At 61.3% G+C, this 15,351-nt stretch carries 13 protein-coding genes and 1 pseudogene; 6 read left to right on the top strand and 8 right to left on the bottom strand.

What is annotated here, in order from left to right; all coding sequences use genetic code 11:
- The first annotated feature begins 300 nt into the window (after positions 1-300).
- Positions 301-672 (top strand): CBS domain-containing protein, encoded by a 372-nt coding sequence (locus tag AKG11_RS26145; protein ID WP_050746039.1) that lies wholly within the window; start codon positions 301-303, stop codon positions 670-672.
- Between the two features lie 267 nt (positions 673-939).
- Here the strand turns inward: AKG11_RS26145 and AKG11_RS26140 are convergent, their stop codons facing one another.
- From AKG11_RS26140 to AKG11_RS26115, 6 genes are all read right to left on the bottom strand, one after another.
- Positions 940-1,788 (bottom strand): sugar phosphate isomerase/epimerase family protein, encoded by an 849-nt coding sequence (locus AKG11_RS26140; RefSeq protein WP_088016520.1) that lies wholly within the window; start codon positions 1,786-1,788, stop codon positions 940-942.
- Positions 1,788-2,993, bottom strand: coding sequence for an NAD(P)/FAD-dependent oxidoreductase (locus AKG11_RS26135; RefSeq protein ID WP_050746037.1), 1,206 nt, complete (start codon positions 2,991-2,993; stop codon positions 1,788-1,790). Before AKG11_RS26135 ends, AKG11_RS26140 begins: the two co-directional genes overlap by 1 nt.
- Before the next feature lie 48 nt (positions 2,994-3,041).
- Positions 3,042-3,986: a substrate-binding domain-containing protein gene (locus AKG11_RS26130; RefSeq protein ID WP_050746036.1), complete on the bottom strand. Its 945-nt coding sequence runs from the start codon at positions 3,984-3,986 to the stop codon at positions 3,042-3,044.
- 76 nt (positions 3,987-4,062) lie between these two features.
- Entirely contained in the window at positions 4,063-4,374 is a 312-nt protein-coding gene (locus tag AKG11_RS26125; RefSeq protein WP_023514290.1) for a MocE family 2Fe-2S type ferredoxin, read from the bottom strand.
- Positions 4,371-5,405 carry a sterol desaturase family protein gene (locus tag AKG11_RS26120; RefSeq protein WP_050746035.1) on the bottom strand — a complete coding sequence of 345 codons (1,035 nt, stop codon included), beginning with the start codon at positions 5,403-5,405 and terminating at the stop codon, positions 4,371-4,373. The genes AKG11_RS26125 and AKG11_RS26120 overlap by 4 nt, the downstream gene beginning before the upstream one ends.
- Positions 5,406-5,575: 170 nt before the next feature.
- Positions 5,576-6,577: a LacI family DNA-binding transcriptional regulator gene (locus AKG11_RS26115; RefSeq protein WP_050746034.1), complete on the bottom strand. Its 1,002-nt coding sequence runs from the start codon at positions 6,575-6,577 to the stop codon at positions 5,576-5,578.
- A 481-nt stretch (positions 6,578-7,058) separates the two neighbouring features.
- On the opposite strand from AKG11_RS26115, the pseudogene AKG11_RS26110 reads away from it, so the two are divergent.
- A pseudogene (locus AKG11_RS26110) lies at positions 7,059-7,736 on the top strand (IS30 family transposase); the annotation flags it as partial.
- Positions 7,737-7,818: 82 nt separating this feature from the next.
- Here AKG11_RS26110 and AKG11_RS26105 read toward each other — a convergent pair.
- Positions 7,819-9,753, bottom strand: coding sequence for a HAMP domain-containing methyl-accepting chemotaxis protein (locus AKG11_RS26105; protein ID WP_050746033.1), 1,935 nt, complete (start codon positions 9,751-9,753; stop codon positions 7,819-7,821).
- A 389-nt stretch (positions 9,754-10,142) separates the two neighbouring features.
- Positions 10,143-11,054 carry a LysR family transcriptional regulator gene (locus tag AKG11_RS26100; RefSeq protein WP_050746032.1) on the bottom strand — a complete coding sequence of 304 codons (912 nt, stop codon included), beginning with the start codon at positions 11,052-11,054 and terminating at the stop codon, positions 10,143-10,145.
- Between the two features lie 147 nt (positions 11,055-11,201).
- Here AKG11_RS26100 and dctP point away from each other — a divergent pair, with 147 nt between their 5' ends.
- Genes dctP through speB form a run of 4 tightly spaced genes read left to right on the top strand, consistent with a single transcriptional unit; the run spans position 11,202 to position 15,171 of the window.
- On the top strand, positions 11,202-12,206 hold the full coding sequence (gene dctP / locus AKG11_RS26095) for a TRAP transporter substrate-binding protein DctP (RefSeq protein WP_024269930.1): 1,005 nt from the start codon (positions 11,202-11,204) through the stop codon (positions 12,204-12,206).
- Positions 12,207-12,258: 52 nt separating this feature from the next.
- A complete protein-coding gene (locus tag AKG11_RS26090) occupies positions 12,259-12,876 on the top strand; it encodes a TRAP transporter small permease (RefSeq protein ID WP_050746031.1) in 618 nt (205 codons plus the stop codon).
- Positions 12,877-12,879: 3 nt separating this feature from the next.
- Entirely contained in the window at positions 12,880-14,160 is a 1,281-nt protein-coding gene (locus AKG11_RS26085; RefSeq protein ID WP_024269928.1) for a TRAP transporter large permease, read from the top strand.
- Positions 14,161-14,187: 27 nt separating this feature from the next.
- Positions 14,188-15,171 carry an agmatinase gene (gene speB, locus AKG11_RS26080; RefSeq protein WP_023516999.1) on the top strand — a complete coding sequence of 328 codons (984 nt, stop codon included), beginning with the start codon at positions 14,188-14,190 and terminating at the stop codon, positions 15,169-15,171.
- Positions 15,172-15,351: the final 180 nt, after the last annotated feature.

Below are 15,351 nucleotides of genomic sequence, written 5' to 3'. Positions count from 1 at the left end.
TTGTCTGCGACGAGGCCGCCAGGCACCCATGCGCATTGGACGAGGCGATGACAGAAGGCCCCTTTGGGCTGATACAGCCAACGGCAACGGAACGGTCTTCAGGCAGGTCGGCCCCCGTCGATGGCGACGCGCAGGCCATGCTGGGAGCCGATACGGGAACCAAGGTCTGGATCGTCTGTTCCTGGCGCAGCGCTGGTGGGATCCGGTTCGCCGGCCCTGCTTCAGGGGCTTTTTTATCGCATTTTCCGACGTTGACGTGGTCGGAGATGCACCAGTCAAAGCGCACAGCAAGAGGTCCTCATGCCCATCGGTGACATCATGACCCGCAATGTCCATCTTGTCCGGCCCGAGGAGACCCTGCAATACGCTGCAAGCCTGATGGCGGAATGGGACATTGCCTTCCTGCCGGTGGTCGATGCCAACGGTCTCGTCGGCACGCTTACGGATCGTGATATTATCCTGCGGGCTGTGGCGCCGGGGCTCAACGCGGAAACGACGAAGGTCGGCGATGTCATGACGACCAACATCACCTATTGCTTCGACGACGAAGCACCGGAAAGTGTGCTGGCCAATATGCAGTCGCTGCACCTGCGCCGTCTCGCCGTGCTCGACCGGCAGAACCGGCTGACCGGTGTCGTTTCGCAATCGGATTTCAAGCGCCGCCGGCCCTGACGGCGGCGTGCTTTCGGCCAGCGAGGCGATGTCTCTATCGCGATCCATTCGGCGTCAGCCGCGCCTCCATGCCGCATGCGTCAGGATCACGGTTGGTGGCTCGATGGAGGGTTACGGTGTCAACGATACAAAGAACGGCTGGCAGTTGCTCTGTTGACGGAAAGCCCCCTCCCTCCTCTGTTGTTGGCTGCAGGTACTCGCTAATTTGGGAGGCAACGGGTTCTTGCTGGGCAGGATCTGTGTCTCATCATGCGCATTAAGTGCCTGTTAACCATCCCGATCAGGCAGGGAACTGGCGGCCCAGAGGTCGAGTGCCATCCTGCGGAGCTCAAGCGCTTCCGCCCACCGGTCCGTCGTGTCGTTGCCGTCCCGGCCGGTGATCGCGTAGGGCTTGGGGCCGAGCTCGCAAGTGAAGACCAGCGTGGCGTCCACGGCTGCGCGGGAGCGCCAGTCGCAGAAGCCATAGCTCCACCACTGGTGGAAGAGATCGACCCAGGGACGATGGTGCGGAAAGGAAAGTTCGATCTGCACCTGCTCGCGCGAAGCGATGCGGCCGTGGAAAGCCTGGGCGTTCTTGAGGATGCGGTGGATCAGCGCGTGGTTTTCTTCCGAGACCGGGAAGGTGAATTCACGCCCGACCAGAAAATGCGAGAGGTCGGCGAGGAGCGGCAGGTCGGGCCGCCGGTCGAGGAGATCGAGCGTGAAGTAGAGATCCGTGGTCATCCGGTCTCGATGCGTCTCGATATAGACGGGAATGGCGGCCTCTTCGGCGAGCCGTATCCATCCATCGAGAAGCGGCAGGCTGTCCTCGATCCGGCGCGGCCGGATATCGGGTTGCAGGTTGATATGGCTGACCGGATACTCTGCGGCCAGCTCCAGCGCCAGGCGCAGATCATCGACGGTGCGCGGAAAGCAGACCCCTTCGATCCTCAGGCCGGTGCCGCGTAGTGTCTCGTTAAGGCGGGCGACATCCGCGCGGTTTGTATAGTGCGCACTGACACCGTCGAACCCTGCCTTTGCGATCATCGCGATGTTTTCCGCAAGGCTACGCTCATGGCCATCCGTATGGCGGCGCTCCATGGCCCAGAGCGACTGGAAGACGAGCAGCGTCTGCATCAGGCGGCCCGGGCGCTCTTGAGAAGACCTTTGAGGTTCACAGCCGGATCGGCAAGCGCCGACCGGTCAGGTGTGATCCCGGCCGCAATCAGCATCTCCACCAGCTTGATGTCTCTTGCCACTCCGTTGCAGGTTCCGAGACCGGCCGCCGCCACGAGACGTCCGTCCTCAAGGTAGAATTCCAGTTCACCTTCCGCTATGGAGCGGAGAATGCTCTGGTGCCCGGATTGGGGCAGGCCTGTAACCTGCAGGCTGAGATCATACTGGTCGGACCAGAACCACTGTGGGGCGCAGAAGGCTTCGTGGGCGCCGGTCATGTTGCGGGCGGCCGTCTCGGCCTGGCTGCGTGCATTGCGCCAGCTCTCGAACCGCGTGGTGCCGCCCTCCGGCTGGGAGACGGCGGCGCAGTCGCCGGCGGCGAAGATATGCGGATCGCTCGTGCGCAAGAAGGCGTCGGTGACGATGCCATTCGCCGTTGCGAGCCCTGCTCTCTCGGCAAGCGCGACATCGGGCAGAACGCCGATGGCTGAAACTACGGTTTCAGCGGGAACGCGGATACCATCGGCAAGCATGACGGCATCGGAGGTGATTTCGGTAAGCCCGAGGCCGAGATGAAAACGCACCCCCTCCCCCCGGTGCCGCGCATGCAGCCTTTCGGCGAAGCGTGGCGGAACGGCCCGCCCGAGCGGTCTGGGTGCGGCCTCGATGATGCTGACAGGAATACCCCTGCCCCGCAGCACCGCGGCAAGCTCCATGCCGATCAGCCCGCCGCCGATGATGGCGACAGGTCCGCCAGTTTCTGCACGGGAAAAGAGGGTTGCGGCGTCGCCATAGGTGCGGAAATCGAGCGCTCGCTCGGCACCGGGGCATGCCAGCCGTCGTACTCGTGCGCCGGTGGCGAGGAGCAGTTTGCCGTAGGGCAGTGCCCGGCCGTCGCTGAGGGCTATGGTGCGGCTGGCGGCGTCGATGCGGGTGGCGGTGCGGCCCGGGCGATAGGTAATGCCGGCGGCTTCCAGTGCCTCAGTCGTGCAGATCGCCTTCATCTGCACAGCTCCTTCCAGTGGTTTGGAGAGCGGAGGGCGCTCATAGGGCAGGTGTGGCTCCGCGCCAATCAGCGTGACGGCGCCGGTAAAACCGGCTTCACGGGTGGCGAAGGCGGCGCGGGTCCCGGCTTCGCCCGCCCCGATAATGACGATGTCGTCCATGCTGGTCTCCGTGGAAAGGGACCGGCGCGTGGCGCCGGTCGGGGGGGATCAGTTCCGGCTAGCGTACTCGGCCATGTTCTTCGGGGTGACGAGCTCGAAGGGCACCCAGACCTGCTTTTCGATCGCCTCGCCGCGCACCAGCGCCACCGCGGCATCCACCGCGCTTGCCGATTGGCCCTTGGCGTTCTGGAACACGGTCGCGTCGAGATCGCCTGCCGCCATGGCTGCGAGGCCGTCCTGCGTCGCGTCGATGCCGATGATGATGACGTCGTCCATGGAGACGCTTGCCGCCTTGAGAGCCTGAATCGCGCCGATCGCCATTTCGTCATTGTTGGCGAAGACCACGTCGATGGGCTGGCCAGCAGTGATCCAGTTGGTTGTCAGGTCCATGGCATTGGTGCGTGTCCAGGCGCCGGACTGTTCGTCGGCGATGGTGACACCCTTGCAGTCGCTCGCTGCCAGCGCATCCTTGAATGAGGACGTACGGTCGCGCGAGGTCTGGTGGGCAAGGTCGCCCATCAGGATGTAGACCTGTGCATCGCTCGCCTTGCCCTTCTCCTTCAGCAGCGAACAGGCGGCCTGTGCGCCAAGTTCGCCGGAATCCGTTTCCTTTGATCCGACATAGGCCTGCTTTTGCGGGAGCTTGGTGATGTTGTCCGGCTCGAGGTTGAGATAGACGAGCGGAATGCCGGCCTTCTCGGCAGCCTCGCTGATGCCCGGGGCGGCGGAGGTGTCCGTCAACGTCATGATGATCGCATCCACCCCGGCAGCGATGAAATTGTTCACCTGATTGAGCTGCTTGGAGATGTCGGTCTGGGCGTCCTCGACCTGGACATTGACGCCCTTGACCTCTGCGGCTCGCGCGCCAATCCCTTCGCGCAAGAGGGTCTGGAAATTGTTGTCGAAACTCTGCATCGAGACGCCGATCGTCTCCGCTGCGGCAGCACTTCCCATCAAGGCGGCCAGAATGGCCGCCAGGCACATGGATTTCATGGTATCCTCCCAGTTTGGGTGCCGGTCCACCCGCTCGCACTCCGGAGACCCGGCGGGCCTGCTTGTCGGCGCCGCCCTAGCCGAGGGCGACGCGAACCTCTCCGTCGATCACCTCGGCGGGATAGGTTTTCAGGTTCTCGCAGGCCGGCAGGCGCAGGGCCTCGCCGGTGCGATAGTCGAAAGCGCCGGAATGCTTGGGACACTCCACCTCGAAATCCATCACCAATCCTTCGGCAAGATGGATCGCCTCGTGGGTGCACAGGCCGGCGGTGCAATAGACGCTGTCATCCGGCGCGCGGTAGATGGCGTAGGTGCGGCCGCCATGGTCGAAACGGACAGCGCCTTCCTGTTCGATGTCGGCGAGCTTGCAGGCGGGAACCCAGGTCATTCGGCAGCTCCTTGAACTTCGGTGCGAGCCTTGCGGGCGGCGAGCTTTTCCTTGCGCTTGCGGTAGCGCTCCTGCATGCGGGCTTCGCCTTCCGTGGAGCCGTCGTGCCAGGTGCCGAACCACTTATCGAGCGGGATCAGGGCATCGCCGTAATTCACCTCGAAATACTTGTGGTGCAGGTAATGCGCATAGGCGTGGCTATCGACCAGCGTCTCTTCGCCCACTTCCACCTTGTCGAAGCCGACATGGCCGGGAATGGCGCCGAAGCCGGCATAGTGAAGCTGATAGAGCATCAGGATGGGGTTTGACGGCAGGACCAGGTGATAGAAGGCGGTGCCGAGATAGAGCAGGTGCTCGACCGGGTGCATCGACAGCGACGACCAAGGCGACGGGTTCACCGAATTGTGGTGGACCGAGTGCACCCATTTGTAGAGAAACGGGGTGTGGATGAGCCGGTGAATGCAGAAGAAGTGGAACTCGTGGATGATCGGCACGGCGAGGGCGACGAGTGCCAGTGTCCACGGGTTTTCGGCAAAGCTCAGCCAGGGGGCGTAGCCATTGGCATAGGCCCAGAGCATGGCGACCTCGATCGCCGTCCAGATGGTGACGCCCGAAAGAAACGTGCGCAGGATGTTGTCGAGGTTCTGGCTCTCGAACCAGAAGGCCTTGTTCTTCTGATCGGCAGGGAATTTTCCGTTGTATTTGAAGCGGTTTTCCTGCCTCTTCAACACATAGAGATGCACCTCGAAGGCGCCGTAGAAGAGAAGGACACAGACCGCATTCACCGCGAAGAGCCAGGCGACCCAGCCGATGCCGAGGCTCTGCAGCGTTTCGATTGGCGGGATTATCCAGGCCCAGTAGGCGATAGCGGAAGCCGCGAAGATGGCGTTCCACGGAAGGAAATAGTGCGGTAGCCACTTGAGGATCGCCAGGAGGCGAGGCGGAAAGACGAACAGCGGTGCGGTCTCCACCGGCTGGTTCGGTGCCCAATCCCCACGCTTATTGCGCGTTCCGTATTTCAGATCGTCCATTGCGCTCTCCCTCGGACGTGCGAGCGGTTTCACACTCGCTGAATTTCCTTGTTGGAAGGGCGCATGTCGCGCCGCTGGCCCTGTTGCGCCTTGCGCAACCGGCTCTCCTCCCGACCTGGAAATTATCAAGAGCGAGCGGGAATGCCGAACGGTTCCTTGATCAAATCAGATCAGAGGCCTTCGGCCGTGATGGTGATGAAGCGGATGGGGCTTGGGTCCGGTTCGACATCCGTCAGGCCGATGCGGCGGAGGACGAGGTCGAGCGCGCGCTGGGCCTGTGCTTCCGGCGCCTGGTCCAGCACCACATCCATGATGCCATCGCTGAGCGCCGCGCGGGTGTAATCAGTCAACTCGTGTCCGATGAACAGGATCTCCCTGCCCCGCGGATGGCGGCGCAGCACGCTGATCAGGGCGGAGTTGGCACCGCCGGCATTGTAGAGGCCGACGAGATCAGGATATTTCTCCAGCGCGATTGCGAGTGTCTCCGCGCTGAAATGCTCTTCGTCCCGTGTGAAACCCAGCCATTCGAAGGCGATGGGACCGGGATGGGCGGCGAAGTAACTGGAGAAACCGCGGATGCGATCGCGGTGTACCTGATAGATCGGATGACAAAGCGCGACGACAGGGCCTTTCGTACGGGCCATGCGGGCGATGAACCAGGCGGCCGTCCGCCCGGCGGCCTCGTTGTCTATGCCGACGAAGGCCCCGGTCTTCTCCAGGGCACGGGTGACGACATGCACGATGGGCACGCCCTGGGCCGCCACGGCTTCCACTGCCGCCTTGATAAGCGGGCTGTTCGGGACGGCAAGGATCAGGCCAGCACGCGACAAATCGGTCGAGCGGATGTGGCGGGCGATCTGCTCCGGGTTCATTTCCTCGGTAAAGCTGCGATGCACGACAACCAACGGATCCAGCGTGGCTGCGATGCGCTCGAATGCCTTGGAAAGGCGCCGGTAGAATGTCGTTTCGGGGCGGACCATCAGGACTTCGATGCGCAGCAAGCCGCGGTGCGCATCGGGCAGCGTGCGGGGATAGTTCAGGCTGCGGGCGGCGATCACCACCTTTTCGGCGAGCTCGGGGCGCACGCCGCCACGCCCGTTCAGCACCCGCTCCACGGTCGCTGTACCGACACCGGCAAGGCGGGCAATGTCCCTGTAGCTGGACTTGCTCATCGTATCGTGGGCTCCTTGAACCGATCCCTGCATGCCGCGGAAGCGTACGCCCGCCGCCGACTACCGTATGACTGCACCACCAAATAGCTGTCTTCAACAAGATCCAGTCGCGACAAATCTGTCGATGAGGCATCCGGCAAAAAGCCATGGGCGCGATGCGGGATGAGAGGCAGGATGCTGCGCGATTCGATGCTCTTGCGCTACGGATCGTCTGAGGGCCGTACTTCGAGAGCGCCACGAAGGATCGGGCGGCATGCGGCGGATGCTTGCGGGAAGGTGGAAAAGTGGCGGTGTAGCAAGGAATTAGCCCTTTTGCACCAACCCACGGTGACCGGCTGGAAGGTTAGTAACCTTAAAAACCTCGCCCCCTAGAGAATCGCACATTATCCCGCTTACGTGATCATTGGCTGTCGTGGCTATTTAGCAATGCGACAGTCTCGCCTCTCGATGCGCTGGTCAACGCCAACGTTGGGAGCAAGGCTCGCGTGTCCGTCAATCCGTGATCGATCGGATCAAGCACGTCTGATCGCCGCAACAGATTGCCGGAAGGAGGCGTCTGGAGCTGCATCCAATCTCGGTCAGCCACGAAACGACCTACAAGTTCGAATGCTTAACCGACGGCCAGGCGATCAAGCTATGGCAACATGTGCCGGAGCATCGTGCCAGACATCGACCCCTTCACGCCAGACGCAAGCATGGTCAGAGGTTTGGCCCAGATCTCAATATTTTACGTCACCCGGATGTCGTGGCCGATCGCTAGCAGTTCGAGCATTGGGAAAGCGATCTTATCCAGTTTTGGAAGACGTTCGGAAAAGCCAATGTGATATCACTGGTCGAACCGGTCAGCCGGGTCGCGATTTTCCCGCGCAACAACGATCGGCAGTCCCGACCGGTCAAGAACAGCCTTGGGAAGGGACTACAAGCCCTGTCCCACCTCGCCCGCCGTTCCATCACCTTCGACGGTGGACCGGAGTTCACCGACTGGCCATACCTCCAGGTGAGCATCGGCAACCAGACGTGGTTCTGGGATCCGCAGTTGCCGTGGCAAAAGGAACTGCCGAAAACACCAACGGTCGCGTGCGGAAATGGCTTTCGAGAGGGAGCCGATCCTTTATCCGTCACCGGCGCAGACCTCATCGAGATCTGCAACCGGCTAAACATGCGGCACGGAGCTTAGCATGAGACGCTCCCGCAAGCCGCGCTTCGCGCGTGAACGCCACCATCCAAATGCACGACGCTCATCAGAACTCTTCCCAACTATCCTTGCCGGTATCGAGAGCGGCATTGCCCGAGAAGGCCGACGCGATCCTGCGGCTGAGCGCCCGAACCGGCAAGGCAGGTGCGGTGTCATAGGCTCCGGTCTCGCGAGGCGGAGAAGATGCAGAGATCGTGGTCCGCAATTGCGGATGCGAGAGCCTGAACTGTGCCAGCAACTGTCTCAGCGATGCCACTTCCCGCGCCAGACCGTGGCTGGCGGCGGTCGATTCCTCGACCATTGCGGCATTTTTCTGCGTGTCGTGATCCATCTGGTTGACGGCCGTGTTGATCTGCTGAAGGCCTGAAGCCTGCTCCTGCGCCGATTCCACGATCGCTGCCACGTGCCGGTTGATTTCCTGAACCTCGGACACGATCGTTTCCAGCGCCCTCCCCGTATCGCCGACGAGTTGAACCCCTTCACGCACCTGATTGTTCGACGTGGTGATCAGCCCCTTGATATCCTTGGCAGCGCTGGCGGAACGCTGGGCCAGTTCCCGCACTTCCTGTGCAACGACAGCAAAGCCCTTGCCCGCTTCACCGGCGCGTGCGGCCTCGACACCTGCATTCAGCGCCAGCAAGTTCGTTTGGAACGCAATCTCGTCGATAACGCCGATGATGTTGCTGATCTCGTTGGCTGACTTCTCGATCTGCTCCATAGCATGCACGGCGCGGCGTACGACATCACCGGACTGCTCAGCGCCAACCTTTGCGCGGACGACAAGCTGACCCGCATCCTGAGCGCGAGCCGTGGAATTTTTGACCGTTCTCGTGATTTCTTCGAGAGCTGCGGCCGTTTCTTCCACGGCTGCCGCCTGCTGTTCCGTGCGCTTGGCCAGGTCGTCGGCCGCCGATTTGATCTCGTTCGCGCCGGCGTCAATGCCAAGGGCGTTCTGCGCGACCCTGTTTAGAGCGTCCTGAAGCTTTTCGGCCGAGTTGTTGAAGTCGTTGCGCACGGAATCCAGCGAGGCCGTAAATGGCCGCTCGATCCTGTGTGACACGTCGCCGTCCGACAGCTTCGCAAGACCGGCAGCCAGATTGTCGACCGCGAACTGAACATCGGCAGCTTCTTTCGCTTTCAGTTTCTCTCGCGCGACCCGCTCCTCCTCCGACAATGAACGGCTGGCTTCCGTTTCCTGTTCAAGACGAATACGCGCCAAAGCGTTCTCACGGAAAACCGCGACCGTTTTTGCCATTCGGCCTATCTCGTCCCTGCGCTCCTCGCCATAGATGGCAATGTCGAGCTTGCCGCCAGCCAGAGAGGCCATCGTATCTGTCATGATATCGATCGGTTTGATGACACCCTTGATGACGGTCCAGATCGAAAATACTGCGATAGCCGCAGCAAACGCGCCGATGAGGGCCATGATCGCCAACAACAGGGACTTCAGGGCTTCCCCTTCCGCCATGCCGTCTTCAGCAGCGGTGAGCTGAAGGGCAATGAGCTTGTTGATATCCTCGCTTAGAGGATCGACAAGCGGATAGAGCGCGTTGGTAGCAAACTCTGCGAGAGCCCTATCGTCATTCGTCGCGACCAGGTCCACCAGCCCACCGAGCTGCGTTGCTGCATTTTCAAGGTTTTGCCCAAACTGGTTGGCCAGCCGCTCCTCCTCAGCCGTCAGTTTGGTCGAAAGATATATGGCCCACTGTCCGTCGATGTTCTTGAGAGCCGACCGGATATCCTGTTCGCCCTTTTCATTTGTTACCGTGCCCGCTGCGACCTTGTGAACGGTATCAACGATCTTCACGGCATATTCGTCGGCTATCGTCTTCAACTGGCTCATGGGTATGACGCGGTCGGCCACGATCGACCGTACGAGCTTTGCTTCCTCGTTCAGAGCATAGAGGGCGAAAGCTGCTATGGCGACCAGAGTGGCAACAAGCAAAGATATGCAGGAAAGGAGTTTCAGGCGAATGGACATTGCAACTACTCCAAATCTGATAAGTGACGAAATGTGTTTTTCGGGGCTAAAATCACTACCATGGAGTGTCTGCGCGGACATTTGTTATCGAAGATTGCATATATGTGAATAAAAATTGGTTAAACTATAGGCATTTGCCTCGTGTTTTAGCATTCCCGAGTATTGAGCAGGGCGGCATAAGAGTGATCCGTCTTTGCTGAGCGAACCCAGATAGTGCGGACCGCGCCGTATTCTCCGTTGGCGCACAGGGTTCTCCGCATCGCCGATCGCAGAGCGATCGGCGTGGTTGTCTATGATAGTCTTAAGAAAAACAGCCGAGGCAAGGATTGGCGCACGCCCATTGCGCCAAGGCAGAAGTCAAGCGCCTCGCGATCGATGGTCGCTCAGCTTCACACTGACGAGCCGACGCGTGACAACTCCAGGGAGATGTCCCTTGCAAAGATCACGGCGATTTCCGGTGGTGTCGGGCGGGCGCGCAGCGCAACATAGAACTGCGACTGCCATTCCAGTTCCAGCCCCCTGATCTGCCGCATCTCGTTCTGTTGCACCCAGGGCCGCGCGAAATGCGTCGGGAGGAATCCGAGAAAACAGCCACTCCGTACCAACATGGCCTGCGCCTCCATGTTGGAAACCGACGCCGTCACGATAGGTGAGCGGAATTTGGCCAGTTCACTCTTGTGCAGGTAAGGCCTTACCGTGACCGGGTGACGTGACACCTCGGCCAGCGTGATGTCCTCATTGGGACGATGGAACAGAGGATGATTTTCGCCGCAGAAAAGGGCGTGCTCCTCGACATAGACCGGGGTGTACTCGACGTTGAGATGACGCTGCGGAAAGGGTCCGACGGCAACGTGGAGTTCACCTGTCTGCAGCCCTTTGGCGAGCGTTTCGGGTGTACCGACTTCGAGTGACAGGCGAACCTTCTGCTCGCGCAGGAAGAACCGCCGAATGGCGAGGTGGACAGGGAGCTCCGGATTGCTGGCTTCGCTGTCCACGATTCCGACGCGCAAGTGGCCTGTCAGGACACGGCGCAGCTGGCCAAGGCTTGTCTCGCAGGTTTCGATCGACCCCAGCAGCTGCTTGGCCTCGTCGTAGACGGCCTCCCCCTTCTCCGTCAGGGCAAAACCCGCCCGCCCCCGATGACAGAGCGTGAAGCCCAGCGTCAGCTCAAGGTCTTTCAAATGGGTCGAGATGGCCGAGATGCTACCGCCAAGCACGGCCTGTGCACCGCCAAAGCCGCTGTGCTCGACGACGGCACAGAAGGTGCGCAGGTTGCGAAGGGTATAGTCGCTGATCCGCATGGCGCCGAGCCTCCTCGTTTGGCTCAGCGTAACTTCAATTATTCTGAAGTAAATGTGCAAAGATTGCGATTTAATGAATTATCGCACGCCTGAATACTCCTGCCATCGGCCGTGGCTGTCGCGCCTGCCGACCAGAGGGAGGAAAACATGAAAAATTTTGCCAGGGCCGCAGCCGTCGCTGCCGTCGTGGCCTTCGCCGGCAATGTCGCGAAGGCTGAGGAGTGGAAATTCGCAATTGAGGAAATTCCCGGCTCGATCATGGACAGCTATGCGCAGGAGTTCAAGAAGCGCATCGAGACGGCGACCGCCGGAGAGGTCAAGGTCACGGTCTATCCGCTGGGTTCGCTCGGCACGCCGACCGAAGTGGCCGAACAGACGGCGGACGGGGTCATCCAGCTTTCAAACCTTTCGGTCGGTAATCTCGGCACGATCGTTCCGGAGAGTCAGATCTTTCTCTCAACCTATGTTCTGCCGAGCGATCCCAAGCGCATGAACGACATGCTGGCGACCAGTCCCGTGATCCATCAGGAGCTGGCAGGGCATTTCGAGACCAAGGGATTGAAGCTTGGCGCTCTCTACAGCGAGGGGCCGCAGGTCTGGACCACCCGGAAGGAAATCCGCAAGCCGGAGGATCTGGCCAATTTCAAGATGCGCGTGATGGTTTCGCCCATGCTGTTGAAGGCCTATGAGGATCTCGGTGCCTCGCCGACGCCGGTTCCGTTCGGCGAAGTCTACGGCGCCCTGCAACTTGGCCAGGTCGATGGCCAGATCAATCCCATTCCGACGATCGAGGAGATGAAGTTCTACGAGGTCACGGATTACCTGATCTGGGCCGGCGAGCAGGAACTTATCACCGCGGTTCTTGCGAGCGACGATTGGTACAAGGATTTGCCCGAAGATCGTCGGCAACTTCTCGACAAGACGTTCGCCGAACTCAACGGTTTCATTCCCCCGGTCGTGCAGCGCTTCAATCAGGAGCGGCTGCAGAAGATCCAGGCGGCCAAACCCACGATCAAGCTGGTCGAGCTGACGGAGGCCGAGCGGGCAGTCTTTCGTGAGCGCGCAAAGGTGACAGCCGATGCCGTTGCGGATGTCGCTGGCCCCGATGCCGGCGCGCTCCTGAAGAAGCTCCAGGCCGAGTCCGTTCAATAGGGCGCGCGGCCCGGCAATTTGCCGGGCGCATCCCGGATCAGGAAACAGAATCATGGAACAAGCACCGCGCTCGCGCCGGAACGCCCTTTTGCGGCTGGATGATGGAATCGCCTTCCTCGAGGCGGCGGTTCTCAGCCTGACGATGATCGTCATGGCGCTGAACACGATTGCCAATGTCTTCGGCCGATACGTCCTGGCACACAGTCTGTATTTTTCCGAAGAGCTGAACGAGATCCTGATGGTGACCGCCACCTTCATGGGCCTTGGATATGTGACGCGCAAAGGCCGCCACATCCGCATGTCTGCGGTCTACGATCTGGTTCCGGAAACCGCCCGGCGGTGGCTGATGGCCGCCATCGCGCTGACCACGGCTGCCGCCATGTTCCTGCTTGCATGGCATGCCTGGGAATATGTCGCCAAGGTTGCCGCCCGCGGGCGGCTTACACCAGCGATGCAACTGCCGCTCTGGACAACCTATGTCGTCGTCGTCGTCGGCCTCGCGCTGACCGGCATCCAATACCTCCTTGCCGTCGTCGCCAATGTCACACGCCGGGAGGGGGTCTGGGTCTCCTTTGAAGAGACCGACGCCTTCGAGGATCCCGAAGTGACGAAACTTCTCGAATTGCAGGTCGGCGAAGAGGCCGGTCCTGCCCGCGCCACGGGAGGCTGAACCATGACACTCATGATGATCGCCGTCATGTGCCTGCTGCTCCTGGCAGGTTATCCGATGATGATGCCGCTTCTCGCCGCGACGGTTCTTGCTTTCTGGCTGTACCTGCCTGATCTTGCCATGCAGCAGATCGTCCAGCAGATGATCGGTGGGGTAAAGCCTTCCGCGCTCGTTGCCGTCCCCATGTTCATTCTTGCCGCCGACATCATCACGCGCGGCCAGTCGGCCGACCGGCTGGTCGACCTCGTGATGCGCTTCATGGGGCACCTGCGCGGGGGCCTGGCGATTTCGGTGACATCCGCCTGCGCCTTGTTTGGAGCGGTGTGCGGCTCGACCCAGGCAACCGTGGTCGCCGTTGGCGGGGCCATGCGGCCGCGCATGCTGCGGGCGGGTTACCGCGATGATTTCACTATCGGACTGATCGTCAACGCGGCCGACCTTGCCTATCTCATTCCACCGTCGATCGGCATGATCGTTTACGGGGTCCTTTCGGGCACGTCGATTTCGGAACTGTTCATCGCCGGCATCGGGCCGGGGCTGCTCGTGGTCGTGCTGTTTTCCGTATGGTGCTGGTATGTCGCCCGGAAGGAAGGGCTTCCCGTCGAACGCCGGGCCACCTGGGCGGAGCGGTTTCATGCGGCGCGGCGCGCGCTCTGGCCGCTCGGCTTTCCGGCTCTTGTTGTCGGCGGCATCTATGGCGGCATCTTCAGCCCCACCGAAGCGGCCGCGATCTGCGTGCTCTATGCCACGCTGCTCGAGCTCCTGATCTTCCGCTCGATCGGTTTGAAGGATCTCTGGAACATTGCCCTTTCGACAGGAATGATGACCTCCGTCGTCTTCATCCTGATCGCCACGGGCGCGGCCTTCTCCTGGACGATTTCCTATGCCCAGGTGCCCCAGCAGATTCTGGCTGCCATAGGGCTGGAAGGTGCCGGTCCGATGAAGGTGCTGCTGGTGATAAACCTCGCCTTCTTCATCGGCTGCATGTTCGTCGATTCACTGGTGGTGATGCTGATCCTCGTGCCGATCTTCGCACCATTGGTGGCCGCGACCGGGCTCGATCCGGTGCTGGTCGGCATCCTGGTCACGCTGCAGGTTGCCATCGGAGCGGCGACGCCGCCTTTCGGATGCAATCTGTTCACGGCCGTCGCCGTGTTCCGCCGACCCTTCGTCGATGTGGTGCGTGGCGTACCGCCCTTCCTTCTCATCCTGCTGCTGGTCGCCGTGCTGCTGAGCCTGTTCCCGTGGATCTCGCTCGGGCTGCGTGACCTCGCGTTCCGCTGACCAAATTCAATCACAAGGAGACTTTTCATGACGGATACAAAATCCGGCAATGCGCACGGCTACGAGAACGGTAGGCTCAATCTACCCTTCGTCGGCATCTCGACCTTCGGCAAGCGCCCCTATGTCGAAGACTGGACGAAGATCGATGCGGATGTGGCCGTGCTCGGCGCGCCCTTCGACTTCGGCACCCAGTTCCGCGCGGGCTCGCGCTTCGGGCCCCGCGCGGTGCGCGAAGCCTCAACGCTGTTCAGCTTCGGCCACGCTGGAGCCTATGACCACGAAGATGACCGCATGTACCTCGGCGAGGGCGTGCGTATCGTGGACATCGGTGACGCGGACATCGTGCATACGAACACGGAAAAGAGCCATGCAAACATCCGCAAGGGCGTCAATGCGATCCTGGACGCTGGCGCACTGCCTGTGGTGATCGGCGGCGATCATTCCGTCAACATTCCCTGCATCGAGGCTTTCGAAGGCCGCGGCCCGATCCACATCCTGCAGATCGACGCCCATCTGGATTTCGTCGACGAGCGCCATGGCGTGCGCAACGGCCACGGCAATCCGATGCGCCGGGCAGCGGAAAAATCGTGGGTGAGCGGGTTGACGCAGGTCGGCATCCGCAACGTTTCGTCAACGGCGAAGGATGGCTACGACGCAGCCCGCAGCATGGGATCCGACATCCTCTCCGTCCGGCAGGCGCGAGGGCTTGGCGCACGCGGTGTGATCGACCGTATTCCCGAAAATGCACGCGTCTACGTCACGCTCGATATCGACGGTTTCTGCCCCTCGATCGCTCCGGGCACCGGCACACCCAGCCACGGTGGCTTCCTCTACTATGAGGTGCTTGAGATGCTCCAAGGCCTGGCGCGTCGCAACGAGGTGGTCGGCATGGATCTTGTCGAGGTTGCACCGGATTATGACCATACTGGCGGGACCGCCATTCTCGCCGCGCAGGTTCTGCTCAACTTCCTCGGTTTCGTCTTCGACGCCCGCGCACAACACGCGCGCTGAAACAACCGCTGAACGCACGGCGGCAGCCTTGGACAGCGGCTGCCGCCGTGACATCAGGTGAAGCCAAGCGTGGCACCTGCGATGAAGGGTGCCCCTCCTCTCCTTGAGAGCCCTTCATCGGCCTCGCCTGGAAGCCTGCGTGCCAGCACGCGGATAGTGCAAACACAAGCACCTGCCGTT

Origin of the sequence: Shinella sp. SUS2, from assembly GCF_001262505.1 — a bacterium.
Taxonomy (GTDB): domain Bacteria; phylum Pseudomonadota; class Alphaproteobacteria; order Rhizobiales; family Rhizobiaceae; genus Shinella.
The sequence above is the reverse complement of the archived record's forward strand: the minus strand, read 5'-3'. Positions and strand labels throughout refer to the sequence as shown.